The 24,342-nt window shown below is 70.9% G+C and carries 36 protein-coding genes; 30 read left to right on the top strand and 6 right to left on the bottom strand.

All coding sequences use genetic code 11. The annotated features are described in order from the left end of the window. The first annotated feature begins 4 nt into the window (after positions 1–4). Entirely contained in the window at positions 5–844 is an 840-nt protein-coding gene (locus tag OTB20_RS32790) for a DUF1932 domain-containing protein (RefSeq protein ID WP_267823176.1), read from the top strand. Between the two features lie 7 nt (positions 845–851). On the opposite strand, the gene OTB20_RS32785 is transcribed toward OTB20_RS32790, so the two are convergent. From OTB20_RS32785 to OTB20_RS32770, 4 genes are all read right to left on the bottom strand, one after another. Next, complete coding sequence (locus OTB20_RS32785; RefSeq protein WP_267823174.1) at positions 852–1,424, bottom strand: phosphotransferase-like protein; 573 nt, start codon at positions 1,422–1,424, stop codon at positions 852–854. Then, on the bottom strand, positions 1,421–2,455 hold the full coding sequence (locus OTB20_RS32780; protein ID WP_267823172.1) for an AAA family ATPase: 1,035 nt from the start codon (positions 2,453–2,455) through the stop codon (positions 1,421–1,423). Before OTB20_RS32780 ends, OTB20_RS32785 begins: the two co-directional genes overlap by 4 nt. Before the next feature lie 207 nt (positions 2,456–2,662). Beyond that, on the bottom strand, positions 2,663–3,916 hold the full coding sequence (locus tag OTB20_RS32775) for a helix-turn-helix domain-containing protein (RefSeq protein WP_267823170.1): 1,254 nt from the start codon (positions 3,914–3,916) through the stop codon (positions 2,663–2,665). Continuing rightward, the gene (locus tag OTB20_RS32770) at positions 3,913–4,242 is read right to left on the bottom strand and encodes a putative quinol monooxygenase (protein WP_267823167.1); all 330 of its coding nucleotides are present in this window, start codon (positions 4,240–4,242) and stop codon (positions 3,913–3,915) included. The genes OTB20_RS32775 and OTB20_RS32770 overlap by 4 nt, the downstream gene beginning before the upstream one ends. A gap of 370 nt (positions 4,243–4,612) precedes the next feature. Here OTB20_RS32770 and OTB20_RS32765 point away from each other — a divergent pair, with 370 nt between their 5' ends. The 29 genes from OTB20_RS32765 (at position 4,613) to OTB20_RS32625 (ending at position 22,456) form a co-directional block, all read left to right on the top strand. Beyond that, positions 4,613–5,179, top strand: coding sequence for a hypothetical protein (locus tag OTB20_RS32765; protein WP_267823165.1), 567 nt, complete (start codon positions 4,613–4,615; stop codon positions 5,177–5,179). Positions 5,180–5,418: 239 nt separating this feature from the next. Beyond that, positions 5,419–5,685, top strand: a complete 267-nt coding sequence (locus tag OTB20_RS32760; protein ID WP_267823163.1) for a WhiB family transcriptional regulator — start codon at positions 5,419–5,421, stop codon at positions 5,683–5,685. 228 nt (positions 5,686–5,913) lie between these two features. Then, positions 5,914–6,174, top strand: coding sequence for a DUF5999 family protein (locus tag OTB20_RS32755; RefSeq protein WP_267823161.1), 261 nt, complete (start codon positions 5,914–5,916; stop codon positions 6,172–6,174). Positions 6,175–6,275: 101 nt separating this feature from the next. Next, positions 6,276–8,822, top strand: coding sequence for a hypothetical protein (locus OTB20_RS32750; RefSeq protein WP_267823159.1), 2,547 nt, complete (start codon positions 6,276–6,278; stop codon positions 8,820–8,822). Between the two features lie 188 nt (positions 8,823–9,010). Beyond that, on the top strand, positions 9,011–9,625 hold the full coding sequence (locus OTB20_RS32745) for a hypothetical protein (protein WP_267823157.1): 615 nt from the start codon (positions 9,011–9,013) through the stop codon (positions 9,623–9,625). A gap of 1 nt (position 9,626) precedes the next feature. Then, positions 9,627–9,842, top strand: coding sequence for a hypothetical protein (locus OTB20_RS32740; protein ID WP_267823155.1), 216 nt, complete (start codon positions 9,627–9,629; stop codon positions 9,840–9,842). 683 nt (positions 9,843–10,525) lie between these two features. Beyond that, positions 10,526–10,996, top strand: coding sequence for a hypothetical protein (locus OTB20_RS32735; RefSeq protein ID WP_267823153.1), 471 nt, complete (start codon positions 10,526–10,528; stop codon positions 10,994–10,996). Between the two features lie 16 nt (positions 10,997–11,012). Next, positions 11,013–11,405, top strand: a complete 393-nt coding sequence (locus OTB20_RS32730) for a hypothetical protein (protein ID WP_267823151.1) — start codon at positions 11,013–11,015, stop codon at positions 11,403–11,405. 13 nt (positions 11,406–11,418) lie between these two features. Further along, on the top strand, positions 11,419–13,623 hold the full coding sequence (locus OTB20_RS32725; protein WP_267823150.1) for a hypothetical protein: 2,205 nt from the start codon (positions 11,419–11,421) through the stop codon (positions 13,621–13,623). Beyond that, the gene (locus tag OTB20_RS32720) at positions 13,620–14,081 is read left to right on the top strand and encodes a DUF6197 family protein (RefSeq protein WP_267823148.1); all 462 of its coding nucleotides are present in this window, start codon (positions 13,620–13,622) and stop codon (positions 14,079–14,081) included. The genes OTB20_RS32725 and OTB20_RS32720 overlap by 4 nt, the downstream gene beginning before the upstream one ends. 17 nt (positions 14,082–14,098) lie before the next feature. Beyond that, entirely contained in the window at positions 14,099–14,299 is a 201-nt protein-coding gene (locus OTB20_RS32715) for a hypothetical protein (RefSeq protein WP_267823146.1), read from the top strand. A gap of 133 nt (positions 14,300–14,432) precedes the next feature. Next, positions 14,433–14,768 carry a hypothetical protein gene (locus OTB20_RS32710; RefSeq protein ID WP_267823144.1) on the top strand — a complete coding sequence of 112 codons (336 nt, stop codon included), beginning with the start codon at positions 14,433–14,435 and terminating at the stop codon, positions 14,766–14,768. A 271-nt stretch (positions 14,769–15,039) separates the two neighbouring features. Next, positions 15,040–15,501 (top strand): RRQRL motif-containing zinc-binding protein, encoded by a 462-nt coding sequence (locus OTB20_RS32705; RefSeq protein ID WP_267823142.1) that lies wholly within the window; start codon positions 15,040–15,042, stop codon positions 15,499–15,501. A 113-nt stretch (positions 15,502–15,614) separates the two neighbouring features. Beyond that, positions 15,615–16,124, top strand: a complete 510-nt coding sequence (locus OTB20_RS32700; protein ID WP_267823141.1) for a hypothetical protein — start codon at positions 15,615–15,617, stop codon at positions 16,122–16,124. Further along, entirely contained in the window at positions 16,121–16,432 is a 312-nt protein-coding gene (locus OTB20_RS32695) for a hypothetical protein (RefSeq protein ID WP_267823139.1), read from the top strand. The genes OTB20_RS32700 and OTB20_RS32695 overlap by 4 nt, the downstream gene beginning before the upstream one ends. Next, on the top strand, positions 16,429–16,641 hold the full coding sequence (locus OTB20_RS32690; RefSeq protein WP_267823137.1) for a hypothetical protein: 213 nt from the start codon (positions 16,429–16,431) through the stop codon (positions 16,639–16,641). The genes OTB20_RS32695 and OTB20_RS32690 overlap by 4 nt, the downstream gene beginning before the upstream one ends. A gap of 14 nt (positions 16,642–16,655) precedes the next feature. Next, positions 16,656–16,961, top strand: coding sequence for a hypothetical protein (locus OTB20_RS32685; protein ID WP_267823135.1), 306 nt, complete (start codon positions 16,656–16,658; stop codon positions 16,959–16,961). Positions 16,962–17,062: 101 nt separating this feature from the next. Then, positions 17,063–17,365: a hypothetical protein gene (locus OTB20_RS32680; RefSeq protein ID WP_267823133.1), complete on the top strand. Its 303-nt coding sequence runs from the start codon at positions 17,063–17,065 to the stop codon at positions 17,363–17,365. Positions 17,366–17,451: 86 nt separating this feature from the next. Next, entirely contained in the window at positions 17,452–18,129 is a 678-nt protein-coding gene (locus tag OTB20_RS32675; protein WP_267823130.1) for a GGDEF domain-containing protein, read from the top strand. Next, positions 18,126–18,569, top strand: a complete 444-nt coding sequence (locus tag OTB20_RS32670; protein WP_267823128.1) for a hypothetical protein — start codon at positions 18,126–18,128, stop codon at positions 18,567–18,569. Before OTB20_RS32675 ends, OTB20_RS32670 begins: the two co-directional genes overlap by 4 nt. Continuing rightward, on the top strand, positions 18,566–18,844 hold the full coding sequence (locus OTB20_RS32665) for a hypothetical protein (protein WP_267823126.1): 279 nt from the start codon (positions 18,566–18,568) through the stop codon (positions 18,842–18,844). Before OTB20_RS32670 ends, OTB20_RS32665 begins: the two co-directional genes overlap by 4 nt. Before the next feature lie 21 nt (positions 18,845–18,865). Beyond that, positions 18,866–19,072 carry a hypothetical protein gene (locus OTB20_RS32660; protein ID WP_267823124.1) on the top strand — a complete coding sequence of 69 codons (207 nt, stop codon included), beginning with the start codon at positions 18,866–18,868 and terminating at the stop codon, positions 19,070–19,072. Beyond that, complete coding sequence (locus tag OTB20_RS32655) at positions 19,072–19,557, top strand: hypothetical protein (protein ID WP_267823122.1); 486 nt, start codon at positions 19,072–19,074, stop codon at positions 19,555–19,557. The genes OTB20_RS32660 and OTB20_RS32655 overlap by 1 nt, the downstream gene beginning before the upstream one ends. Beyond that, positions 19,554–19,727, top strand: a complete 174-nt coding sequence (locus OTB20_RS32650; RefSeq protein ID WP_267823120.1) for a hypothetical protein — start codon at positions 19,554–19,556, stop codon at positions 19,725–19,727. The genes OTB20_RS32655 and OTB20_RS32650 overlap by 4 nt, the downstream gene beginning before the upstream one ends. 22 nt (positions 19,728–19,749) lie before the next feature. Further along, the gene (locus tag OTB20_RS32645) at positions 19,750–20,196 is read left to right on the top strand and encodes an NUDIX hydrolase (RefSeq protein ID WP_267823118.1); all 447 of its coding nucleotides are present in this window, start codon (positions 19,750–19,752) and stop codon (positions 20,194–20,196) included. Further along, entirely contained in the window at positions 20,193–20,612 is a 420-nt protein-coding gene (locus OTB20_RS32640; protein ID WP_267823116.1) for a hypothetical protein, read from the top strand. The genes OTB20_RS32645 and OTB20_RS32640 overlap by 4 nt, the downstream gene beginning before the upstream one ends. Before the next feature lie 139 nt (positions 20,613–20,751). Continuing rightward, entirely contained in the window at positions 20,752–21,357 is a 606-nt protein-coding gene (locus OTB20_RS32635; RefSeq protein ID WP_267823114.1) for a hypothetical protein, read from the top strand. Further along, positions 21,339–21,776 carry an RNase adapter RapZ gene (locus tag OTB20_RS32630; RefSeq protein WP_267823112.1) on the top strand — a complete coding sequence of 146 codons (438 nt, stop codon included), beginning with the start codon at positions 21,339–21,341 and terminating at the stop codon, positions 21,774–21,776. The genes OTB20_RS32635 and OTB20_RS32630 overlap by 19 nt, the downstream gene beginning before the upstream one ends. Beyond that, complete coding sequence (locus tag OTB20_RS32625; protein WP_267823110.1) at positions 21,773–22,456, top strand: hypothetical protein; 684 nt, start codon at positions 21,773–21,775, stop codon at positions 22,454–22,456. The genes OTB20_RS32630 and OTB20_RS32625 overlap by 4 nt, the downstream gene beginning before the upstream one ends. Positions 22,457–22,544: 88 nt before the next feature. Here the strand turns inward: OTB20_RS32625 and OTB20_RS32620 are convergent, their stop codons facing one another. Both OTB20_RS32620 and OTB20_RS32615 read right to left on the bottom strand, forming a co-directional pair. Beyond that, on the bottom strand, positions 22,545–23,357 hold the full coding sequence (locus OTB20_RS32620) for a hypothetical protein (RefSeq protein ID WP_267823108.1): 813 nt from the start codon (positions 23,355–23,357) through the stop codon (positions 22,545–22,547). After that, a complete protein-coding gene (locus tag OTB20_RS32615; RefSeq protein WP_267823106.1) occupies positions 23,357–24,142 on the bottom strand; it encodes a ParA family protein in 786 nt (261 codons plus the stop codon). The genes OTB20_RS32620 and OTB20_RS32615 overlap by 1 nt, the downstream gene beginning before the upstream one ends. Positions 24,143–24,342: the final 200 nt, after the last annotated feature.

Raw genomic sequence — 24,342 nt, 5'->3', positions numbered from 1 at the left:
CACCGTGGACCAGCCGACCGTCGGCATCCTCCACCCCGGCAGCATGGGCGCCGCCGTCGCCGCCTGCGCCGCGACCAACGCAGCCGCGGTCCTGTGGTGCGACACCGGGCGCAGCACCGCGTCCGTGGAACGCGCCACCCAGTTCGGGCTGACGCCCGTGGCCACGCTGTCCGAGCTGCTGGACCGCAGCGACATCGTCATCAGCCTCTGCCCGCCGGCCGCAGCCGAGGACCTGGCCCGCGACGTCGCCGGGCACCGCTTCGCCGGGGTGTACGTGGAGGCGAACGCCATCAACCCTGAGCGCGTGCAGCGGATCGCCGGGCTGTTCGAACCCGAGGCAACCGTCGTAGACGGTGGCGTCGTCGGCTCCCCGCCGGTGCGCGGCAAGACCCCGACCTTGTACCTGTCCGGCCCGGTCGGCGCGACCGAGCGCATCGAGGCGCTGTTCGCGGGCACCGCGGTCCGGACGTCGGTGCTGGGCACGGAGGTGGGGAAGGCGTCTGCGCTGAAGCTGTCGTACGCCGCCTTCCAGAAGACCTCGCGGGTGCTGGTGGCGCTCGCGGTCGGGATGGCACGCGAGCACGGCGTCGACCAGGAGCTCATCGATATCGCCTCGAAGCGCACCGACTCGTACCTGTCCGAGCCGCAGTACGTCGCCAAGACCGCGGCCCGCGCCTGGCGCTGGGGCCCGGAGCTGGAGGAAGCAGCCGACGCGCTCGCGGCCGCCGGCCTTCCACCAGAGATGCTGCGCGCGGCCGCGTCCACGCTGACACGGTGGCACGACGTCAAGGACGACAGCGAGCTCACGCTCACCGACGCCCTGGACCGACTCGCCCAGCCGTAGCCCGCGCTCATGCCGTCGCCACTCCCGCCCGCTGCGCCAGCAGCTGGTCGATGAGCCGCGCCGCGTCCTGCGGGCCCGCCGCCGTGGTGTCGACGGTGAGGTCCCAGGTCGTACCCGGGTGCTTGTCCAGGTCCTCGCGGGTCGCGTCCCATGCCGCCAGGCGCGCCGCGGTGTCGCTGTCGCCGCGCCCCGCCGACCGCTGCTCGGTCACCTCGCGCGGGCACCACAGCAGCACCACCGACCAGTCGGCCGGGTAGCCGTTGACCAGCGCGCGGATGCCGTCGACCTGCCCGAGATGCACCACGGGCACTCCGGCTGCGAACGCCGCGTCGACGCCGGGTCGGTCGATCACGTACGTGTTGCCGTACCGCGCGTTCGCGTAGACGACGTCACCCGCGGCCTCCAACTTGTGCAGCTGCTCCTCCGAGCCCATCCGGTAGCCGGCGGCCTTGCCCGTCCCGACCTTGAGCCGCGCGAACTGCGCGTACCGCGGGCTCAGCTCGGTGAGCGCGGTGGTGACGGTGTCCTTGCCCGACGCCGGTGGGCCGTAAAGGATGACGCCCAGCTTCTTGCGGCTCATCCGTGCACCGCCCGGAGAGCGTGCCGAGCCTGGTCAGCTAGCGAAATCGCTGTGCCCAGTCTGTTGTCGACGACCAGGTGCGGCACGACCGGCCGCAGCTCAAGGTCGACGGTCGCCATGTACTCATCCCACCGTTGGAGCTTCCAGGCATCGCGCGCGGCCGATCGGAAGCCGATGTACTCCCGCATGGACTCCGCATCGCACCGAACCCAGACCGGCGATACGTCCACTCCCAGGGCGCTGCACTTGTTGACCAGCCGGGTCATCCACGCCTCGGAAGTCATCTCTCCGATGAACGGCGCCGTCAGTACCGTGCTGATCCCGCAGTTGATGTTGGCGTACGCAGCCTGCATCAGGCAGTCGTACTCCACCGGCCGCACGTGATCGCGATACAGATCGGTATGCCGGTCGTTCGCGTCGCCTCCGAGCGCGACCAGCAACTGCTCAACGAGCGGCCGGGTCAGCGGGTCCTTGTCCAACAGCGGCCAGCCGGTGAGCTGGGTGAGGAAGCGCGCGAACTCCGTCTTCCCGCTGCCGGCGAACCCGCCGACCAGCACGACCGAGGGGCGGTGCGGGTCGCCACCGGTGTGACGACGCTTCCAGGCGTCCAGAATCCGCTGCTGCAGCCCCAGTGGGTCCGACTCTGCGCTGCCCGCCCCGATCTGCAACAGGGCGCGCTCCACGGCCAGGACGTGCGAGCCGTTGCGCTGGTCGTCCATCGGAGTCAGCTTGAAATGGGTGTCCTCACCCGGCAGGGCATTGCGGAACCCCAGCTCGGGATCGGTGGCCCGGTACAGCAGGCAGTACGCCCGGCGGTAGTGCGGTCCCGGGTAGACCTCACCCTGCTCGTGCTGCCACAGAGTCTGCGGATTCGCCGCGGGGATCCCCTTGAGCTTGGCTTCCTCAGCGAGCGCCCGTAGCCGCTCGCCTGCCTGCTCAAGCGTTAGCCCGTGAGCCTCACGCTGCTCCCGCAGCCGCTCGGGCCTCCAGCCCAAATGCTTCCCCACGCCGCTTGCCTCCGTAGTCGCCATGGTCCCGGACCCTATGGCCGGAGACCGAAATCCGGTGTGTAGGCGGATGTTGAAAACGTGTGAACGAGCCCGTGCACAAGCTTCGACAAGCCGCTGTGATTCTGCGCTGCCGCTACCGCCGGTGTGATGGCCCCCACACGAAGAAGTGGTTGGAGGGAGAGACCAGTGGCTATCGATCGCCAGGGCACAGGTTGGCGCAGCGCCGGGCTAATCAAGTGCATCAGCCCGTTCGGCGAGCTCCAACAGGCCACGCGATGCGTTCACCCCGGCGACCAGTACCAACTCCCGGATGGCCGCCCGAGCAGCCTGGTGCGTCTGGATCGTTTCCGGCGCAACGGCCTCAGCACGCAGCAGGCACTCAAGGGCTTCACCTCCGTGTCGCCTCTGCGCGTGAGCTCGCCCCAGGTCCATCAGGAGCCGTCCTTGTCGTTCGGGCGACAGTCCCTCAGCGTCGATGGCGAGACCGATGTCGAGGGCCTCGCCTGCGTCACCGAGGTCAACAGCAGTGCTGACGGCCTGGATCTCCACGTTGATCGGCCCGAACTCCAGGTTGAAGTCGTTCCGGTTCTCACCAAGCCGTGCCGCGATAGTGCGGGCCTTGGCGATCTCCTCCTTGGCCTCGGTTCGAGCGCTGGCGCGCGCGTGCACGAGAGCAAGTGCCAGATGGAGGGCACCGAGGACGGACAGAGCCTCCGGCGACCGTCCCTCCTGCTCTTCCAAGGCGTCGATGGCGGTCTGAGCCGCGTGTTCGGCCTGACCGAGGCTGCGCAACCGCACAAACGCCTGCGTCATCCGGAAGACGCCGGCGCAGACGTGCAGTGGATCACCGGACTGTTCGGCGGCGAAGATCGCCCGATCTGCGGCAACCCATGCAGCGTCGGCCTCGTCCTGCCGAACGAACGCCGCCGAAAGGGCCTGGTAGGCCCTGGAGAGCAGCAGGAACAGCGCCGATCGAATCTCGGCAGTCGCTGTCCGGGCGGTTCGTTCAAGTTCAGGGAGCAGCTCGACAGCCAGGGCGCTGACCTGCGCCATTCGTGCCGCGTGTGTCAGCTCCCAGAGGTCGTCAACGTCTTTGCGCAGCGCCTCGACGGATCTCGCGCCCTCGGGGCCGGCACCGGCCAGCAGGGTGTGAAGTGCCGGGTGACCGGAGATCAGCCTTCGCGTCTCGTCCAAGTCGTTGGACAGCGACAGCGGGGCGGGGTGCTGTGATGGGCCGCTCCCCTCAGCGACGCTCGGGCGCAACTGCTGTACAGAAACGCCCAGTTCATCGGCGATCTGCTGCAACAGGTCCATGCGCTGGACGGGCTGGATGCCCCGCTCGACTTGAGACATCCAGCTACTCGTCTTTCCGAGGGCAGCCGCGAACTCGGCCTGGGTGCGTCTTTGCTCCTTCCGGAGCTTCTGGACGCGCTGGCCAAAGACTCGATCCTGGGGATCGACGTCCTTGCCCGTCGGCTTCATGGCCCCTCCGTTCCAGGGCGCTTGCTGAGCTGCTCCAACTCGTTCAGGAACACCACGTCTGTGCCGGTGAGGAACTGCTCACGCGTCTTCAGGAAATGCCGCGTATGGGTCTGCTCCTCATGGGCCTGGAAGGCCGCACGATCGGCGTAGAGCTCGTAGAAGACGCGCACGAGCGGCTCATCTACGGGCGTGTGCGCCACGTAGACGAGGGTGCCGGGTTCCGTGCGGATCCCCTCCGCGGTCCTGGCCACCAGGGCGTCGAACTGCTGAGCAGACTCGGTGTCCCGCAAGGAGAACCGCACTGTCAGTGCAAATCCGGTGGACACAGGGCCCCCTCCATCTTCATGTCGCGTAGTCATGGACACATTCTCACATCCAGAGCCCTGGTGCTAGATAGCACTTAGACTGTTGACTCGCACTAGAAGTGCTACTACCGTTCAGTGTGTTGGCCCCGCACCGCAAGGAGCGGGCGACCAGCAAGCGCAGTACCACCGCAAGACGTAGGAAGTTGTCCGCCTCGCAAGAGGGGGCCGGGTTGATGGCAAGAGCAAATCCCCGGGTTCTCGACTCTCTACTGCACGTCGCAGCGCTATGCGCTGTCCGTCCGTCAGGACGCCGGGACCTTCCCGTGCGCCTGGCGGGCGGAGAGAGCACCGCGACGCATCCCCAACCCCTTCGCACATGAGGAGATCCCCCATGGCCATCACCGCCGCGATGCCCACCGCCAAGGAACGCCACCGGACCCGCCGGAAGCGGGCCAACACCCTCCCCGCTCTCAAGCTCTCGAAGCTCCCGCCCTCGAACATCGACCTCCGCAACCCGCTCGAGGCCGTCCTGCTCTGCACGGACTGCAAGACCTGGGTGCTCATCACCGGCATGTACAGCAAGGTTCAGAAGCTGGTCCCGCACCACACCGGCCAGGCCGACGTCGACGCCGCACTCCACTGCCGGAGCAGCAACCGCCGCATCGAGTGGGACATGACGATCCCGGAGTGGCGCCAGGCGCTGACCGACGCCATCAAGGAAGCCTCCAGCCGGACGGCCACCACGGTGCTGCCCAAGGCATTCAGTCCGCAGACCGACCGAACCCTGCGGGCTCGTGCCGAGCGCACGCCGGCTGCTCGTGTGGCCGACTGGGACGCGGTGCTGCCCCGCGTGGCAGCCGCCGACAAGAACCGCCGGGCGGTGCCCGCCGGTGACGTTCCCGCAGAGGGCCCCGAGGTCCCGCTGGAACCGCTGCACCCCAAGCACCCGGCGCGCTGAACCACTCCGACGAACGACCACGGCCCCGGCCGCCCCACATCAAAGGGGGCGGCCGGGGCCGTGGCTGCTCGTACGGACAGCCTGAACAGCACGACAGCCCCGGTGATTTGAGACCCTCCGGGGCTGTCCAGGACCTACGTGGAGGACCTGATGCGGCCCAGCATCGCACGGAACGACAGCGACTCCGATCCGATCATTGACGAGGCTCTGCGCCGCGTCCGGCAGGGGAAGTGAACGGCATGGACTGGCGACACAACGCGGTCTGCCGCGAAGAGGACCCTGAGTTGTTCTTCCCCATCGGCAACACCGGCCCGGCGCTCCTGCAGATCGAGGACGCCAAGGCCGTCTGCCGCCGCTGCCCCGTCATGGAGCACTGCCTGCAGTGGGCGCTGGAGTCCGGACAGGAGGAGGGCGTCTGGGGCGGCTTGTCCGAGAACGAGCGGCGCGCGATGAAGCGCCGCGCCGCCCGCAATCGGGCCCAGAGGGCGAAGGCGGCGACGGGATGACGGACGCCGACCAGAAGCGCCTGGAGGACGAGCTCCGCCGGACCAACGAGAACCACGACTTCGGCCGCCGCGCTCACGGCTGAGCGGCCCGCACCACAGGACGGAAACCCAACTCCTGTCCCGCACCACGCTGTTCCACCAGGTCGGCCGCCCGCACGACGGGCGGCCGACGTTTCGCACGCCTCCAGCCCGGGAGAGTCTCGGGCCCGCATCCCCGCAGGAGCGCCCATGCGTAGCAGCACCCAGCCCGACACCGCGACGACCGCGACCGGCACCGCCCGGCTGCCGGCGGCGTTGTGTACCCACACGCCGAAGTGCCCGTCGGCCGACAGCCCCGACCGGGAGGCCGCCCGCACCATTGCGAGCCACCCGGAGCAGGGCTGGAACCTTTTGTGTAACTCCGTCCTGGTGTTCGAGGACACCGGGGAGCTGCTCCCCGACGGCCGGATCATCGCCCCGCACCGGCCCCTCGCGGTCGCCGCGGTCTGACGGCTGCCTCTGATCCGCCCGCACCGACACAACGGCCCTACCCACCGCCGTAGATCCACGGTGCCCTTCTGTATGGAGGCGCCCGGAAGAAAGGACACCCCGTGGCCACCAAGTCCGCCTCGCGTCGCAGGCGCCAGCCCGCGGCGAACACGAAGCCCCGCAACGGGCGCGCCAAGGCACCGGCGACGCCGGCCTCCATGCCCGCCCAGGCCGCCGCCCCCGAGAGCACCGTGCCGCTGGTGCACCTGGAGGCCGACCCGGTCGTGGCCGACGCCGCCGACCGCGCCGCCGACCTCCGGGACCTGGCCGCCGACGACGTCACTCGGATCCTCGCCGACGGCGAGGTGCGCGCCACCGAGCTGCTGGACGGCGCCCGCACCGTGGCGGCCTCCATTACCGAGGCCGCCACGGCGGAGCAGTCCCGCCTCCTGGCCGTCGCCGTGACGGACGCCGACCGGATTCGCACGGAGGCCGCCACCACGGCGGCCGCCGACGCCGACCAGGTCCGCTGCTCCGCCGAAGCGGCGGCGGAGCAGCTGCTCGCCGATGCCCGCCGCGAGGCCGACACCGTCACGGCGACGGCGGCCGGTGAGGCCGACCAGGTCCTCGCCGACGCCACCGCGGCTGTCGAGCAGCTGCTCGCCGACGCGCGCCGCCAGGCGCAGGAGGTCACCGCCACGGCGGCCGCCCTGGCGGAGCAGGTCCGCACCGAGGCCGCGAAGGTCCTCGCCGACGCGGAAGCCGTGCGCACCGAGCTGCTGGCCGGTGCGGAGCGCACGGCGGCGGAGACTCGCACCCGCGCCACCACTGACGCCGGGCACCTTCTGGAGCGGGCGCGGGGTGAGGCGGACCAGGTGCGCGCGAGCGCGGACGGTCAGGCCGTGCAGGTGCGGGCCGGGGCGGAGAAGGTGGCCGCTGAGCTGCGTGAGGATGCCGCCCGCGAGCTGGAGGCATCGCGTGCGGATGCGGCTCGTGTACAGGCGCTGGCGAAGGAGGACATCGGCCGGCTGCGGGCGGCGGCGGCCGAGGACGCGGAGCGTCTGACCCGCATTGCCCGTGAGGAGGCCGACCGGATCCTGGCCGCGGCCCGTGCCAAGCGGGAGGCGGAGCTCAAGGAAGCCGGGCAGGCGCTGGCGCAGGCGCGGCTGCGGGAAGCCGATGCGGACGTCACGCTGAAGGCGGCCGACGGCATGGTGGCTGAGGCTGCTGCCCGGATGAAGCGCGCCACCGACCGCACTGAGCGGTCCCTGGAGCGCAAGCGGCTCAAGCTCCAGGCCGGTGAGGAGCGCCGGGAGTTGAAGGAGACACGGAAGGCGAAGTCCCGTGCCGGTAAGCCGACCATGGCTGAGCGGGCCAAGCGCTTCGTGAAGGTCAACGCGGAACGCCTGATGGTGATCGGTCCGATCACCGCTCCGATGGCCGTGGCGTGGACGGGGCAGGCCGGGTTTGCCGAGGACATCCTCGGCTGGGTCGCCCCGTTCACGGTTTTGTTCGCCGCAGCGTGGGAGCTTTCGACCGCGTTCGTCGCCTGGATGTACCACCAGTCCCGCCAGGGCGGCGACGCCGGAACCCTCTACCGCGTCAGCACGTGGATCTTCGCTCTCGGTGCCGCCGTCATGAACTTCTGGCACGCCTCCGGTGTACCCACACCCGGCAGCCGGGTGTGGGACGCGAAGGCGGAGATCTGGACGGAGCAGATCACTTACTGGCACTTCACGCCGAAGGCGGTGGCGTTCGCCGCCATGTCGATCGTGGGGATGGTGCTGTGGGAGCTGTACGCCTCGCTGATCCACCGCCGCAAGCTCCGTGAGGACGGCAGGGTCGCCAAGGCCCGCCCTTCCATTGGGGCGGTCCGCTGGGTCCGTTACCCGGTCCACAGTTTCACCGCCTGGTCCCTCGCGATCACCGACGCGAAGTTGAGCACGCTGGACCGGGCCTGGACCGCAGCGGGCACGCAGCTCGCGGACCGCAAGGCGGTCCGGACCGGACTGACCCTGCACCGGGTGGTCATCCCCCGGGTCCGGGCCGACGATCACGGACCGGCCGCCATCCCCGCTGTGCTCACCCTGACCCGCACGGACCGGCACGGACCGCTGGAAAGTCCCGCCCCGGTCCGTCCGGTCCAGCACGGCGGCTACGCGGTCCGTTCCGGTCCGGACGATCGCAACGCGGTCCACGGTCCGGTCCGGACCGCAGGAACCATGGACCGCACCGGCGGACCGGCGCTCGCCCTGGAGCCCGGTCCGGCCGGACCGCAGAGCGCTGACCTGCCGACCGGCCCCGGTCCGGACCGGCCGGACCGCGACCAACGGGCCGTGCCCGCCACCCGGACCGCGACGGCCGCACGCGGGGTGACGGTCCGGACCGCCGACGTGGCCCCCGGACCGCAGGAGCCGAACCCGTCCGGACCGGCCAACGAAAAAGCCCTGGAGGACGTGGCCGGTCCGGACCAGAACGAGGGCGGTCCGGACCGCACGGTCATCACGCTCACGGACCTGGAGCGGACCGCACTGGACCGGCTCCGGACCGCGAACGAGGCGCTCAACCGAAACAACATCGCCCGCGCGGTCCGGACCGAAGGCGGATCCATCGCCACGGACCGCGCCGGACAGATCGCCGTCGCCCTCAGGCAGCACACGGTCCGCTGACCGGACGTCAACGACGCTCTGCCGCTCATGGTCGCCACCGGATCGCGCTCGCCCACCGGGCGCGGTCCGGTGACGGCCACGGCCGGCAGGCCGCTCGCCCGCACCCCCGTCCGCTGAACCTCGCCTCCGGCAGGTATCGGGGCGGGCTTGAACGGCCGCATTCACAGCACTGGAAGGAGAGAGCCCCCATGTCCGGAATCGACTGGGACGAGGAGTTCACCCGCATGAACCCCCAGACCCCCGAGAAGCCCACCACGTCCAAGTTCTCCGTCAAGGCCGGCGGGGTACGCCGCAACACCGTCGCGCTCGCCGTGTGCGGCACGATCGCCGCCATCGCCGTGTGCGGCACGGTCGTGACCGTCACCAGCATGCAGAGCGAGCAGTCCGCCCAGGACCGTGCGCGCGCCCAGGAGAAAGCCGCGAACGCCCTGGTCGAGGCGGAGGCCGGCAAGGAGCGGGCGCAGACCGAGGAAGCCGCGGCCAAGACCCTGTACGGGCGGGAGATGGCCGTCTACCGGGAGTGCATGAAGGTCCGGGCGGCGGCGGTGGCCAAGGCGGCCTCCTACGAGGTCTCGAAGATCGCCGAATGCGCCGCCCCGACCCTCGGCACCGCGGCCCCCAAGACCCAGGAGCCCACCGGCGACGACGGCATCACGTCCAGCCCCTGGCTTTGGGTGGCTCTCGTCGGCGGCGGCGGTCTCATCGCCTACAAAAAGCTTTCCGCGCCCTCCGGTTCCAATTCTGGTTCCGGTGCGGTCACCTCCGCGAACAACAAGGGATTCACCTTCGAGAAGGGTGCGTGACATGACGCTTCAGTTCTTCGCTCTGGCCCTGTTCTGCTGGGCCCTGTTCTTCACCTTCAAGAAGACGAAAGGAAAGCAGCAGCTGGTCTGCCTGATGCTGATTGTCTCCGGGATCTTCCTTCCGTATACGCCGTTCAGCAACGAGATCCGCAGCACGCTCGAATCGGTTTTCAGCACGGCGAACGAGACGGTCAGCGACATCGGATCGTCACGCTAAGTACGCGAGTGTCGGTTACCGGTTACCGGTTACAGGGCCCGGGGATGTCGCCCCGCCCCGCCTTGAGCGCCGCGAACCCGCGTCTGCGGGCCCTGTAACCGGTAACCGGTAACCGCCGGAAACTACACAACGTTACGGAAGGGAGGCTCGTGGAACTCCTCGTGCTCCTCGCCATCACCTACCTCGTCGGCGTCGACAACACGCACGGAAAATACGAGCAGGCGGGAATCAAGAAACCCCCGAAGAAACCGAAAGAAAAATGGGCTCCGACCAAGGCGCCGGATACCTTCCGGAACGGTTCCTACAATGCGGCAGCGAAAGCGCATCACGGTTTGCTCGCGGGTGCCCACTGGGCCGGGGGACTTCGTGACGGATGGCGTTCCGCCTACCTGAAAAAGCCGGGTACTGCACCTTCCGGCTCGCCTTCCGCCACGCCTCCTACCGGGCCCTCCGCGCCCACCCCGGGAGCCACTTCGGGGGCCACCGTGCCGCCGAAGCCGACCACGCCCCCGACCCCGCCGACCCCGCCGAAGCCGACCACGCCCCAGACCCCGCCGAAGCCCACCGCGCCCCCGACTCCGCCGCCTGCCGCCGGGCCTCTCAGGCCTACCGTCCCGCCGCCCGGCACCATCCCCCCGCCCCCCACGATCACGCTCCCCGACCGCATCAGGAAGGACCCCGCGATGCAGCCCAATCCCCCCGTTCCGCACACCGCGACCGTCGACGACAAGGGTGTTCACGTCACCACTGCCTCCGGGAAGAGCCGCACCTACAGCGGTGGCGAGGTCATGACCCTCACCCAGGTCATCGATCTCGCCGAAGGCGCCGCGACCCTGTGCCAGTCCAGCTCCGAGACTTGCCTGGAACTCGTGGACGAGTCAGGGCAGCTCGCCGGGGACTGCGACGTGCTCATCGCCGAGATCACGGAGAAGGGCGTCGGCGCGAACCTCATCGGCAAGTGCGAGCACCTCCAGGAGCAGCTCGGGCTTCAGGCGGCGGCAGCCAAGAAGCTCCACGACCAGATCCAGGGCGGCGAGGAGTCGTGCCGCACGGCGTCGGCGAACGCGGAGGTCCGCCACGGTGCCATCTTTCGGGCCGTCGCCGACTCCCCGCTGACCAAGCCCGCCGAACGCGACTTCTACAACGCCCGATAGAAGAGGAGAGGCCCGCATGTCTGTCACCGAATCTCTCAAGGACGCCGCGACCTACGCGGCCCTGCGCACCAAGCTCGCCTGGCTCACCCGCCAGGTCCACGTCCACGGCGAGACCGTCACCACCCTCGCCTCGACCATCGACGACACCGCCGAACAGATGCAGGACGCCTCCGAGACGATGAAGGCGCTCGCGGTGGACAGCGCGACGACCGCCGAATTCGCGGACGCCGCCGTCGTGATGACCACCGCGAAGGAAGCGGCGGGCGAGTACACGGCCGCGGCGGACAGCGCGGCCGCGGCCGCCGACGACGCGAAGACGACTGTCGAGTCCGACCACGGGGGCATCGCCGACGCGGTGGACACCTCCCCCGTCGAGATGGCCGAAGCCGCCTTCTACACCCAGCCGTAAGGAGAGCAGGACCATGGGGCCGACCCGAAACCAGTTCATCCAGTACGCGCCCGCCGCTCTCGCGGTGGCGTCCGCCGCCGCCGGCCCCTGGTCCGCCCTCGCCGCCGGAGCGGCCGGAGCGGGGGCGTGGGCCATCAACGCCTCCACCCCGGCCCTGCGCTCCCTGATCGCCTGCGGGATCACCGCCACCGGGTGCGGCATCGCCGCGCACCAGGTCCTCGCGTCCGGCATGAACCCACTATTCGCCCTCGGACTCGCGGTCCCGGCCGGGGCAGCCGCCCTCGCCCACCACCGCAACATCACCGGCGAGTTCCCGACGCTCCCCGCCGCGACCACGGCGACCACCGGGCAGACCTCACAGGCGCAGCTCATCACCGCCTGGTGGAAGGAGTTCATCTCCGGACCCACCCAGACCGAGGGTCGCAAGCTGATCCAGGAGGGTGCCGGCCTCGCGCACCTTGCCCTGGAGGTCGGCGACGACCACGTGTCGTTCACCGGAATCATCACGCTGCCTCAGGGCCAGCAGGTGAGGGTGAAGGCCGCCGACATCGCCTCTGTCTACAACGTCCCTGTCTCCCAGGTCGAGATGGGCGACCCCAAGCACTACGCACCCAACGCCCTGCCCGTCACCGTCCACCTGACGGTCCCGGCCTCGGCACCAGAGATCACGGCCGGCGCCCCCACCACCCCTGAGGAGGAGTGGGACGCCTTCGTCGGCGTCCCGGAAGGGGCGATGCCCGGCACCACCCTGACCCTCACCCGCTACGACGGGCCCCTGGACTGGGAAGGGATCGCTACCCGTGAACGCAAGGCGATCGGGACGGTCAACCTCCAGGACCTGGCCGGGAACCTGGACCTGTCGATGATCCAGATCACCCTTGCGCCCGGTGACAAGCCCTCGCAGATGGGGGTGCGCGTGATGAAGGAGCACGCGCTGATGCACGGCACGATGCTCTCCTCGGTCGTCGACGAACTGGCCATGGACGCCCGCGGATACGTCCGCCTGGGCACCTACGTCGACGCCCGCCCGGCCCTGGTCCCCCTGGCCCAGCCCGGTTCCGGCGCCCGCCACCTCTACCTCGTGGGCGGCTCCCGCTCGGGGAAGTCGGGAATCCTGGAACAGATCCTCCTGTCCGCCCACCGGTCGGGCATCGCCACGATCCTGGCCTCTCCGCAGGCCGGGACCATTGCCGGTGCCCACCTGGCCGCGTACTGCGGGGACGGCCTGAACGAAGCGATGGGCGCCCTGCGCCTGGCCTACGCGATGATGCTGGACCGCGAGTCCCGCTACCGCTCCCCCGCCTTCCCCTTTACCGACCCCCTGGTCCTGGTCGTCATCGACGAGGCGCACATGCTGCTGTCGACGTCCTCCCCGTACCACGCGGAGGCGAAGGCGATCGTGGAGCAGATGACCCGCCGTTCCCTCAAGCGGGGCATCGGCGTGGTTCTGGCCACCCAGACCCCGCTGGCCGAAGACCTCGGCAACTCGACGATCATCCGCTCGCAGCTCCTCATCGGCGGCGGCGCGGTCTTCCTGCGCTGCGCCAAGGGGCAGGGCTCCCTGGTCGGGGTGAACGCGGTGGAGGGAGCCGAGGGCATCGACCTGTCGAAGATCCCCGCGTCGTGGCCCGGCCTCTTCGCCACGGTCGCCGACCGGGAGATGACCGGCCTGGACACCGAGGCCGTCATGGCCCCCGAGGACGGCACCTTCGGCCTCGGGTACCTCCTGACCCCGGGCTCGCAGGCCGTTCAGTTCCGGTCCCTGCACCTGGACGTCTCCCCCGTCTCCCTCGCGGGAGGCGAGCCGCCCGTCGGGCTCGAGGACTGCGACGCCTGGCGTGAGCGGGACGCGATCACACAGACCCCGATGGTCGACGTCCGCGGCAAAAACCTGGTCGGCAACCTCGAAGACCTCCTGTTCTACGCGGAGCAGGGACGGCCCGCCCCGCAGCAGCAGCAGCGCACCGGTCCCGCCGGCCAGCAGCCCGGGCCCGCCGGTCCGGGCGTTTTCGCCGGACCCGCTGCGGGGGCGGGTGACGGACAGGAGCTGATCAAGCCCCGCATCCTCGAACTCTTGAGAGAGGAGTCCATCCCCCTGACCGCGGAGACCATCGCCCGCAAGCTCGGGACCAGCGCGAAGAACATCAAGCCGCGCCTGTCCGAGCTGAAGAAGCGCGACGAGGTCACCAACGAGAACGGACTGTGGAAGGCAGCATGAACACGAACACCACCGTCAGCGGGTTCACCCCCGTCGAACACGACCTGTACGCCCAGGCGTTCCGGCTCCTGGACCCGGCCCCCACCCCCGCGCCGGGCGCCGCCGCTCCCCCGCCGGCGGTGGCCCCCGCCGCCCCAGTGCTCCAGACGGTGCTCCCGACCGGGGCGGTCGAACGGACCCTGGCCGACGGCCTGCGGTTTCTCGACACCCACGGCTGGGTCCAGCGGTCCCTCATCCACCCCGGCGGCGCCCGCTGCTCCATCGGCGCGCTGCGCGCCGCGGCCGGCGCCCGCACCCCCGCCTACCAGGACGCCGGGAACCTCCTCCTGGACGAGGCCCGCCGCCAGCACGGCAAGCAGTGGACGGCGCTCCCGTCCTGGAACGACTCCCACACCCGAGGACAGGTGCGTAGCGTGTGGGAGGCCGCCATCCGGCGCGCCCACCGCATGAACATCTGACCTGTGGGAGCCGTCCCGTGTCGTTCTCGTTCACCAACCCCGAGCAGAACCGTGACGACCGCTCGTTCTCCTTCACCGACCCCCAACCACGCAGCGACGACAGGTCGTTCAGCTTCACGGCCCACGCGGACGTTGAGCAGAAGCTGGACGTGATCAGCGACATGGCCCGCGAGATCCTCCGCCTCGTCGCGGAGGTCCGCAGGCAGATCGACAACTGACCGGCCCGGCCCCTCCGCGCTCCCGCGGAGGTGGTCACTCACCACCAGCTCGACCCCGCGCCCCGCCCGGAGAACACCCCGGGCGGGGCGTCGCCGTTCCCTGCCCGCCATCACCCCGGGAGACCCGAGCCCTGTGCGCCGCTACCGCTACCGCTGCACCGTCTGCCGCACCACCAGCCCCGTCGTCCATCAGATCCACGACCTGGCCGCCGAGGGCGAGGCCCACCGACTCGCGCTCCACGGCGGGCACATACCCGACGACGAAGCCGCCGGCCAAGTCGACCGGCGCGGGCGTTGGTACGCCGCCCTGTCCCCGCTGGTCGCGATCCACGCGCACATCGCGGACGGGCTCAGCGACCTCCACGACACCAAGACGATGGGCCACTACTGGTGGGCCAGCAGCGGCGCCGCCCTCATCCTCGCCAGCGCGGCCGCCCTCATCCTCACCGTCGTCTCCGCCGCACTCTGACCCAGCTCCGACCGCCCCGCCTGGCCACCGGCCCCGGCCTGCCCCGCACTCCGGGGCGGCTGGTCCCGGTGACCCGGGCAGGCCGGCCGCCGTTCCCCGCGCCCCGCCGACGCGCCGACGTCAGCGGGGCGCGGTGTCGTCCACCTACCTGCTGGAGACCACTCGTGCTCATCCCCCGCCCGCGCCGCCGCATCGGCCGGCCCCGCCCGCAGCGTCCCGGCCCCCGCTACCCGCACCGCCCCGACCGTCTGCCCGGCACCTGGCGCCGGTGATGCCGCGCCGCCGAACGCGGCGCCGCCGCGAGGTGAGGCGGGTGCTGCGCAGCGACGCGACCCTGCCCGAGTTCGATCGCGGCGCTGTCCCAGAGGGCCTGGTCACCAGGCGTCAACTCAGGGACATGCGTCTCAGCCCCGGAGGTAACGACGGGCCGGCCGCGATCCTGCGCTGCAAGTGGTGCGGATACCGGCCGCAGTGGGCGTGCATCCACCCCACCCGCGGCTACCTCCTCCGCGTCGACCTGGCCGTGCCCAAGCGCGTTCCGACGCTCGCTCAGGAATGGGCCCTGGACAAGGCGATGGCAGCTCGCCAGACCTGCGGCGACTGCCGGAGGCGCTTCTACTTCTGCCTCTCCAAAAAGCTCGGCTGTTGCATCGAGTGCTTCGACGGCACCCCCGTACACCCCAGCAGCTACTACGCGCCCTCGGCTCCCGCCGCTCACCGGCTGGCCGCCTGAACTGCGAACCCCGTCCCGGCCACACAGGCCGGGACGGGGCACACAGGGCGGCCGCAGCACCGGCAAAGGCCGGCCGCCCCTCCTTCACCCCTTCGAGATCAGGAGAAACCAGCATGACGCATCGCCCCGCCACCTTCGCCGCCCTGCTCGGACTGACCCGAGCCGCTAGTGCGATCGGCGATTTTTGGATCCAGGACGATTTCTGCGCCCGCGTGAAGGGCGCCTCCGACGACCACCCGGTCACCTACCAGGACCCGGTCACCGAGGCGGAGACCACCCACGGCACGGCCGACGGCCGAAAGGCATGCCTCCACCACTGCCTGACGTACACGGCCACGCAGGCGCTCGTGGCCGGGGCTGGGGCCCGCGCGCTCGGCATCCGGGTCCATCCGGCCGCCGCCGCGGCCGCGCTCGCCCTGTCGTTCGGAACGCACTACGCCGCGGATCGCAGGGTTCCCGGCAAGGGTCTGCTGGAGAAGATCGCCATTAAGACCGGCAAGGGCGGCTTCTACAAACTGGCCTCGCACGGAATCAATGGGGCGTTCCACCTCGACTCCGCCTGGCATCACGGCTGGGAGACGGCCGCCGCGCTGATCGCCACCACCAAGGCGACTGCGCGGTGACCGGCCGACCTCGAGACGCAGGTCCAGGAGGCGATCGGCGGACGACGACCAAGTCCCCCGCCTGTGGCTGGGACCAGGCCGTTTTCCGATGCGGACGGTGCGGCACCGAGCACACCACCACGACCGAGGACGACTACCTCAAGGCCGTCGGCGTACACGGTGACGCCCACGCCGTGTGGGACCGGCTCAACCCCACCGAGCGGTCCGGCTTCGCCTCGGTCCTGCGCATCATCCTGGCCGCGCCGGAACTCGCCGCGGAGCTCCTGGCGCTCGCCGACCGCCAGCCGGCGGGAGGCGAGGACCGGTGAGCCGCGCCGCGGACGGGCCGCACCCGCACCCGCTCGCCCCCGCCGACCTCCCGCCCGGGGACGACGACTGGGCCAGCGGTTGCCCCGACTGTCATCTGCCCATCCAGGGCGGGAGCGCCGGCCTCACCGCGCACCGCCGGACCGTCCACAACCCCCGCCGCGACTACGGCGACCGCCGCACCCCCATCACCATCCGGCTCGATTCCTGACAAGGGGAAACCCCATGACCGTTCTGACCAAGGCCGACACCTTTGCCGCGCTCGACGCCTGCTTCACCGCAGACCTCGCCGCCCTCAGCGGCAGCCAGCCGACGCGCGGCCTCGCCCCGACCCGGTTCATCGACCTGGTCGAAGAGGTCCGCGACCTCCTGGCCGACTCCCGCCTCCCCCACTACGAGGACGCCAGCGACGACCTGGACCACGCCGCCGACTACCTCACCGAAGCGCTGACCAGCCCGGCCGACGAGCAGCACGCGCTCCTGGCGCAGGCGCGCACGCACCTGCGCTCCGCCGTCGCATCGGCGGGCTGAACCCCTCGCCTGAGTTGAGCGCACTCTGTGCCGCCCCGGACCCCGCACCCGCCGGGGCCGGGGCGGTCGCAGTGGCCCCTCAACACAGAGAGGAGACGGACGTGCCGCTGCCCTACTTCGAGGTGGAAGTCCCCATACGCAGCACCAAGCAGCCCGGCGCGCACGGTCTGCATGTCTTCACCGGCCGGGCCGACAGCCGCAGCGCCGCCGTACGGATCGCTCACGAGGTCTACGACGCGGCACGCGCCGCGACGGAGGCCGGACGCGAGATCCCCCACGGACGGTCGGACGGCTGGGGCGCCTGCGGATTCCGGCCCGGCTGGGAGCTCGACTGGCCCGCCGCGACCGCCGGCCGCTGGACGAACCCCTACCGCTGGACCAAGCCCAGCACCTTCGAGTTGTAGCTCCGCCCCGGGACAGCCGCCCTGCTTGCTGGCTGACGACTGCCCCGGGCCACCCATCCCGTACGAGACGAGAGGGAGACCTCAGTATGGACTCCGTCCTGCACACGTCGGGCCGGTTCGGCCCGCGCACCCTCCTGATCACCACCGCCGCCATGCCGCTCACCGGCTGGGCGGTCCACGCCGTCGCCCTGCACAAGAAGCTCGCCGCGACGAAGCGCGACCCGCTGACCGGGCTGCTGCGCCGCGACTCCTACACAGCCCGCGCCCGCCGGCTCCTGGCCCGCCACGGCGACGACACGACCGTGGTCATCGTCGATGCCGACCACTTCAAGCAGATCAATGACGACTTGGGCCACGCGGCAGGGGACGCCGTCCTCGCGTCGATCGGGGCCCGGCTCACCGCGTGGGCGGGCCCGCGCGCGGCCGTCGGTCGCCTCGGAGGCGATGAGTTCGCCGTGGTCCTGGAGCTGAACGCCGACCGGCGCGCGCTCCGCCTGGAGCAGCTGGTCCGGATGCTGCACACGCCCCTCGTCCTGGACGACGGGCGCACGGTCGACGTCGCCGCGTCGGTCGGCGCCGCGACACCGGACATGATCGGCAGCCGCGACTTGACCCGGCTCCAGAGGGCCGCCGACGCAGCTCTGTACGACGGCAAGCACTCCGGCCGCGCCCACCTCGCCACCGCCGCGCACGTCACGGTGCCGTCCATCAACGGGCGCCGCTCCGGGCGCCCGGGTACAGCGGTGTGGGGGCGAGCCGCGTGAGCGCCGCCGAACTCGAGGGCGGCGACTGGATCCGCGGCATCACGGTCCGCCAGCCGTGGGCGGCCTGCATCCTCGCCGGGAAGCGCACGGAGAACAGGCCGGCCAACTGGCCCTGGCGGGGGTGGGTCCTGCTCCACGCCGGGAAGGCGAAGCCGGAACCCGCCGTGCTGCGCGACCCGCTGGTCGCCACCGCGATCCGCGGCCGCGAGCTACACCTCGGTGCGGTCATCGGTGTCGCCCGGCTCACCGACTGCCACCTGGACCAGGGGCCCGCGCACTGCACCAGCCCCTGGGCACAGCGCCACGCTCACCACCTGGTCCTCGCCGACGTCCACGAACTGCCGCTGCCGGTGCCCGCCACCGGGGCGCTCCCGGCCTGGAAGCCGACGCAGGACCTCGTGGACCAAGTCCTCCAGCAGCTGCCGCACCTGCGGCCGTGACCCGCAAGCCGGGCAAGGAGCCGCCGTACGAGCCGGGCTGCGTCCCGGCTCCCGGCGGCCTGCTGGACTGGCGCGACGCCCGGCACTACGACCGCTGGCAGATGCGCCCCTGCGCGCTGTGCGAGCAGCCCACACCGCTGCGCTCCCACTCCGGGGAGCCCGCTCACAAGGTGTGCGCTGAGTCCTGGATCTCCGAGCACCCCACCGAGGCCCGCCTCGGTCGGTTCGCCTCCGACACCCAGCCCAAGCGCCGGCGCGACGACAACCACGCCTGACCCACCCGCCCGGAGGCTCCCATGAGCAGCACTCCGCAGGACGACGTCGATCCCACCCTCGCCTACCCCGAGCCGCCCGCTTCCCCGCTCTGGCACCGCCAGGGCCCCAAGCCCCGGCCGATCACCCCGGAGCAGCAGCGCCGCAACTGCGAGCTCCTGCTCCGCGCGCAGTACACCCCCCGACCCCGCTCGCCGCGCACCACCAAGACCCTGGCGGAGGCCAGCTGATGGACACCAAGCACTGCACCGTCGACGGCTGGGTCGACGCCATCCCCGCCCCCGGCCCGCACGGCACCGCGATGTTCGACCTGACCGTCCGTCCCGTCGACGCGGACACCCTCCCCGAGGACGCCCCCGACACCGTCGTCTCCTGCACCGCCACGGACGACGGGATCGTCCACGAGCTGCTGAACGGCGTACAGCCCAGCGACCTGCTGCGCGTCACCGGCACCCTGGCCCAGCCCCGGACGCCTGGCGAGCCCGCCCGGCTCACCGTGGACGTCCTCGAGGTCCTCGGCACCGCCCTGGTCCCGGCCCTGCGCGAGATGGTGCTCGACAGGTTCGGCGACTACGTCGTCATCTTCGACGCCGACACCGACGCCGTGCCGGTCTTCACCGCGCGCGGGAAGTGGGTCGGCCTCGCGGACAACCCGGACGCCATCGCCACCCTGATCGACATCCACGAGCGCGTGCACGGCGGTGACGACCGATGACCACCGCCGCACCCTCCCGCACCGTCCTGGAGCGATTCCCCGCCGGCCATCCCCGCGGCTCCTGGCCCGCCGACGAATGCGCCGCTGCCCAGCGCGCCCAGGGCCACGACGCCCACGTCGTGATGGACCTGGACGCCGACCAGTTCCTCGTGGTCACCACCACCCGATAGCCCGCCCAACCGAGAGGCGAACATGACCGAGACCGAGCCCGAGCCCGAGACCATCCGCTACACCGCCGACGTGGTCGCCCTGACCCCCGGCGGCGACGTCCTGCTGATCGAGCGGGGCTGGCCGCCGCACGAGGGCGAATGGGCCCTCGCCGGTGGCCACGTGGATCGCTCGGAAACCAACCGTGATGCCGCCGTCCGCGAACTCGAGGAAGAGACCGGCCTCCGCGTGACCGCCGACAGCCTGCGTCAGGTCGGCGTGTGGGACGCGCCCGACCGCGACCCGCGCGGCCGGTACGTCACCGTTGCCTACGTGGCCGTCGTCCCCGCCGACACCCCGGTCACGGCCGGGGACGACGCCCGCGCCGCCCGCTGGTGGCCCCTGGACGCGCTGCCGCCGCTGGCGTTCGACCACGCCGACATCGTGAACGCGGCCATCGCCTTCACCGCTTCGAAGGGGGTGGCGCGGTGAGCGTCATCGGACAGGAAGCCGGGATCGACCACGGCAGTATGCGCGTCTACCGGCAGCACACCTACCGCAAGGTCGCCGCGACCGAGGAGTGCGGCTGTCTGGCCGCTGTCCGTGAGGCGCAGCGCACCAGCAAGCCGGTGCCGGAGCGCTCGCAGAAGCAGCGGGAGTGGTACGGCGGGCAGTACGTCACCGCCGCGTCCGGCTCCCAGCCCGGACGCCGGATCCTGGCGCCGGGCGACTGCCCCGTCGACGGATGCGGCCAGGAAGTCGCGGGCCGCAGCGTGCAGCGCCGCGGCTGGGTCCGCATCCACGTCCAGGGCTCCACCATGCCCGCCCGCGCGTTCTGCTCCGGGTCCTGCGCCACGGTCGGGATCGCCCTGGCCGAACTGCGCATGGACACCCCCGCCAGCAGCTGACCGCCGCCGCGATCAGCACGGCACCCGAAGCGGCCCGCCCCAGCGGCGGGCCGCTTCACCCATGTACGGCCCGGGGCGGCCGCCGGCCACGAGCCCGGCCGCCCCGGCGCCACCCCTCAACTCGAGGAGATCCCCCCCCGTGACCGCCTTCACCGACGCCGCACCCGGCGAGCCGTTCACCCTGTCCGGCACCGAGCCCGGCTTCGACCACCTGCACGGCATCCCGGCCGCCGCCCTGGGCGAGGAGAGCGACCGCCTCCTGACCCTGGGCCACCTCACCGACCGCGCCGTACTCGCCGTCACCAGCGCCTACCACCGGCGGGTCCTCGGAGAGCTCATCGTGCCCACCAACGAACTCGCCGACCTGCTCACCTTCGGCACCAGGCGCACCTACATCCAGGCCGTCAGGGCGGGAAGCGACGGCGACTGCCCCTGGTACGTCAACGACGCCGACCCCGACGCACCCACCGCCCAGCCCGCCACCTTCATCGCCATCGAGTGGCTGGAGCGGGAAGACATAGCGACCCCGTCCCGGTGCCCGGCCTGCACCCGCACCAGCCGCTCGACACGGTTCACCAGGAGGCCCAACCGCACCGGATGGAGCAACTGCCACCGCTGCCGGCACTGCGCCCACCAGTGGCTCCCGCCGGTGACCGAGCTCCGCCCGGACCCACAGCCAGCCCTCCCCCAGCCCCGCCCCGCCACCCACGACCTGGAGACGTCCTCATGCACCCGATCCGCCTGACCAGCTTCGGCTACCTCCACCTGCCCACCGGCCCGGACGGCTCCCCCGTCCCGCCCGCCGCCGACCGGATCGAAGACGTCCGCGACCGGCTCCGCGACCCCGCCGCCGCCCGCGACATCCTCAACCTCGACGGCCACCACCCCCGCGTCCAGGACGTCGTCCTCAACACCCCCGGCGCCCGCGAACTGATCGCCAACCTCGCCGACTACGCCGACCTGCCCGCCGGCCCCCGCCGCATTGCGATCGGGTGCGCAGGCGGCAAGCACAGGGCATGCGGCCTCACCGAAATCCTTGCCCGCGAACTCCGCGACCGTGGCCGACAGGTCGAAATCGAGCATCTCCACGCACACCTGCCGCGCGTCCTCAAGGCACCCGCCAGCACCCGCCCCGCCCACCCCGAGCAGGAGACCGCCCGATGATCCGTCGCATGTTCAGCAGCTGCGCCACCACATCCAACGCGGTCTCCCCCGAGGACCAGGCCGTCGTCGACAGGTTCCGCGCGATGCTCGCCGCCGTCCGCAACCCCGAGCCCTGGACGCCCGACCTCGCCCGGGACGTCGCCGTGCGGGTCGGCCCGTTCATCGAGCGCGCGCACCCCCGCCCCGGCGACGACCACGGCACCGAGACGATCGCCGTCGCCCTGGTCCACCCCGACACCCCACACGCCGCTGCCTACCTCCACGGCCACCAGCTCGGCTACACCAACCGAGGCTGGCTGCGCTGCGAGACGACCACAATCCTCGGGACCTGGCAGCCGGCCTACGCGATGCTCACCCACGCCTCCGCCGGCCTCCCCCTACCCGACGACGTCGGCATGACCCCCGCCCACTACGGCGTCCACGTCGAAGCCCGCCGCACCGACGGCACCGGCCACACGCTGCTGCGCCTTGGGCCGTACTTCCAGACCTGGGTCGCCTCCCACGACGCCGGCCGTCTCAACACCGACCTCGCGAGCCGGGCGGCCACCGTCATCCCCGGATTCACGGTCACCGCGAAGGACGCGCTGTTCGACGTCAGCGACCACGAGAGCTACGCCGACCCGTACGTCGCTGATGTCACCGCGCTCTTGGCCGACGCCCTCGCAGGAGCGAGCGCGTGACCTGGGTGGCCTGACCCCCGGAACACCCGAAGGCCCGTACCCCCTGCGATCGCCAGAGGGGTACGGGCCTTCTTGCGTTTCCGGGCCGTCAGGCGACCGCTGGCTCCGCTTCGGGCTTGATCTCAACCTCTATGCCGACGGATGCGGACAGCGCCTCGATCAGCTCCCGCACCATCGTGCGAGTGCCTTCGGGGTTGCGCTCCATCGCAGCCTGGAGTGTGCCCGCGTCCAGCTTCTTCGTTGCCCGGGTCAGCGCCTTGTAAGGGTCGCGGGCGGCTGGGAGCTGGGTCTTGCCTTCGATGCTCGCGAGGTAGACGAGCACGGCTTCCTCGGTGGCCTTCTTCTTGCCAGCCGCCTCCGGGGGGAGCGCCTGGACGGCGCCCTTCACCATGTCGGACGTGACGCTCAGCTGCTTCACCTGGATGAGTGCCAGGTAGAGCAGTGCGGCAGCATCGACACCGTGCTCTTCGGCGAGCGAGACCAACTCCCGGGCCTGAGCGATGCCCAGCTTTTTGGAAACTACAGTTTCCAAATCGTTCGATTTCCCGTGGACCAATTCGAACAGCTTCTCTGTGATCTTCCACGTCTTGATCAGCTGGTTCGCGTACTGCGGCGTGATGTCCCACAGCTCGTTGCAGTAGTCCTCGAACGTCCCGCGCGTCGCCCGGTACAGCTTGCCGTCCCGAACGACCTGGAGCGCCTTACCCGCAGCCCAGTACGCGATCCGCAGGTTCTCGAGCGCGGCCTCGCAGCGCACCAGGAGCTCCCGCTCCTGAGCGATGAGGACCGGAGTGTCGGAGAGCTGCTTCGTCGGCAGGTGGTCGATCGCGCGGGCCAGCGCCACCGCCGTGTCCGGCTTTCCGGGGCCCTGCGGCCCACCCGTGTTGATCTGTCGTCCCATCAGAGCATCTGTTCCATCGTCAGGGCGACGCGCATGAAGTCCTCGCGGGCATTCAGCGCGGTGCCGCTCATCTTGTACTCGGTGACGAGCGTGCCGTTCTCGTAGGCGTGCTCGTGGATCGTGTACCGGCGGATCGGGTCGGCGACGCGCGGGTAGTTCCGCTCGTCGATCCACGCCTTCACCTTGTTCAACTGCACTTCGTGCCGGTCCTTCCCCGGGTCGTGCATGTTGATCACGACGAGGAAGGGGATACCCCGCGGCTTGAGAACGCGCTCGATCGTGAACTCACACTCGTCCCAGGTGATTTTGGACGGGGTGATCGGCACGATCGCCAGGTCCGCCACATCCAGGACCTCGCGAAGAGCGTCGGCCGTCCGGCTCTCGCCCAAGGGGTCCGCGCCCCACTCAGCATCAGGATCGACATCAAGGAAGCCCGGGGTGTCGACGACGACGCGGCGCCGTTCCGGATCCTCGACGATGCCCGGGATGATGCCGAGCTTGCTCTTGGTGACGACGTAGTCGAACGGCAGCGCCGCCTCGCGTACGCCTGCGCACCATTTCTCCAGGGTGCCCTGGACGTCGATCCCGGCCGCGACGACGGGGGAGCCGGCGGACTCGTCTGCGTTGGACATCACCGCTGACCGGCCCGCGCAAGCGGCCGTGTTCACCGCGATCGTGGACTTGCCCGCGCCGCCCTTCTGCTGAATGACGACGATTACCTTTGCCGTCCGACCGTTGCGGGCTGCCGTATCGGTGGCGCGTTGCACGGCTGTGGATGTGGTCATCCGGTGGCCTTCCAGTCGTCCGTTGATTTCGCCGCCCAGCGCGGCTACTCGGACGCGGCACAGCTTGCCAGACCCCCAAGATCACACGCAGCCACCCCGCCGCAAGGTCACCCGACGGTGCGATGAGCGTCTGTGGCCCTCCACGCGAGGGCCCGGTTTCACGCGGGAAGCGAACGGGAGCGCTTCGATTGAAGCGCTCC

Origin of the sequence: Streptomyces sp. H27-H1 (assembly GCF_026627445.1) — a bacterium.
Taxonomy (GTDB): Bacteria; Actinomycetota; Actinomycetes; order Streptomycetales; family Streptomycetaceae; genus Streptomyces.
The sequence above is the reverse complement of the archived record's forward strand: the minus strand, read 5'-3'. Positions and strand labels throughout refer to the sequence as shown.

Coding starts and splice junctions, on each gene's coding strand:
- OTB20_RS32785 (WP_267823174.1), bottom strand. CDS start 1,424: ATGAGCCGCAAGAAGCTGGGCGTCATCCTTTACGGCCCACCGGCGTCG.
- OTB20_RS32780 (WP_267823172.1), bottom strand. CDS start 2,455: ATGGCGACTACGGAGGCAAGCGGCGTGGGGAAGCATTTGGGCTGGAGG.
- OTB20_RS32775 (WP_267823170.1), bottom strand. CDS start 3,916: ATGAAGCCGACGGGCAAGGACGTCGATCCCCAGGATCGAGTCTTTGGC.
- OTB20_RS32765 (WP_267823165.1), top strand. CDS start 4,613: ATGGCCATCACCGCCGCGATGCCCACCGCCAAGGAACGCCACCGGACC.
- OTB20_RS32760 (WP_267823163.1), top strand. CDS start 5,419: ATGGACTGGCGACACAACGCGGTCTGCCGCGAAGAGGACCCTGAGTTG.
- OTB20_RS32755 (WP_267823161.1), top strand. CDS start 5,914: ATGCGTAGCAGCACCCAGCCCGACACCGCGACGACCGCGACCGGCACC.
- OTB20_RS32745 (WP_267823157.1), top strand. CDS start 9,011: ATGTCCGGAATCGACTGGGACGAGGAGTTCACCCGCATGAACCCCCAG.
- OTB20_RS32740 (WP_267823155.1), top strand. CDS start 9,627: ATGACGCTTCAGTTCTTCGCTCTGGCCCTGTTCTGCTGGGCCCTGTTC.
- OTB20_RS32735 (WP_267823153.1), top strand. CDS start 10,526: ATGCAGCCCAATCCCCCCGTTCCGCACACCGCGACCGTCGACGACAAG.
- OTB20_RS32730 (WP_267823151.1), top strand. CDS start 11,013: ATGTCTGTCACCGAATCTCTCAAGGACGCCGCGACCTACGCGGCCCTG.
- OTB20_RS32725 (WP_267823150.1), top strand. CDS start 11,419: ATGGGGCCGACCCGAAACCAGTTCATCCAGTACGCGCCCGCCGCTCTC.
- OTB20_RS32720 (WP_267823148.1), top strand. CDS start 13,620: ATGAACACGAACACCACCGTCAGCGGGTTCACCCCCGTCGAACACGAC.
- OTB20_RS32705 (WP_267823142.1), top strand. CDS start 15,040: ATGCCGCGCCGCCGAACGCGGCGCCGCCGCGAGGTGAGGCGGGTGCTG.
- OTB20_RS32700 (WP_267823141.1), top strand. CDS start 15,615: ATGACGCATCGCCCCGCCACCTTCGCCGCCCTGCTCGGACTGACCCGA.
- OTB20_RS32685 (WP_267823135.1), top strand. CDS start 16,656: ATGACCGTTCTGACCAAGGCCGACACCTTTGCCGCGCTCGACGCCTGC.
- OTB20_RS32675 (WP_267823130.1), top strand. CDS start 17,452: ATGGACTCCGTCCTGCACACGTCGGGCCGGTTCGGCCCGCGCACCCTC.
- OTB20_RS32660 (WP_267823124.1), top strand. CDS start 18,866: ATGAGCAGCACTCCGCAGGACGACGTCGATCCCACCCTCGCCTACCCC.
- OTB20_RS32655 (WP_267823122.1), top strand. CDS start 19,072: ATGGACACCAAGCACTGCACCGTCGACGGCTGGGTCGACGCCATCCCC.
- OTB20_RS32650 (WP_267823120.1), top strand. CDS start 19,554: ATGACCACCGCCGCACCCTCCCGCACCGTCCTGGAGCGATTCCCCGCC.
- OTB20_RS32645 (WP_267823118.1), top strand. CDS start 19,750: ATGACCGAGACCGAGCCCGAGCCCGAGACCATCCGCTACACCGCCGAC.
- OTB20_RS32630 (WP_267823112.1), top strand. CDS start 21,339: ATGCACCCGATCCGCCTGACCAGCTTCGGCTACCTCCACCTGCCCACC.
- OTB20_RS32625 (WP_267823110.1), top strand. CDS start 21,773: ATGATCCGTCGCATGTTCAGCAGCTGCGCCACCACATCCAACGCGGTC.
- OTB20_RS32620 (WP_267823108.1), bottom strand. CDS start 23,357: ATGGGACGACAGATCAACACGGGTGGGCCGCAGGGCCCCGGAAAGCCG.
- OTB20_RS32615 (WP_267823106.1), bottom strand. CDS start 24,142: ATGACCACATCCACAGCCGTGCAACGCGCCACCGATACGGCAGCCCGC.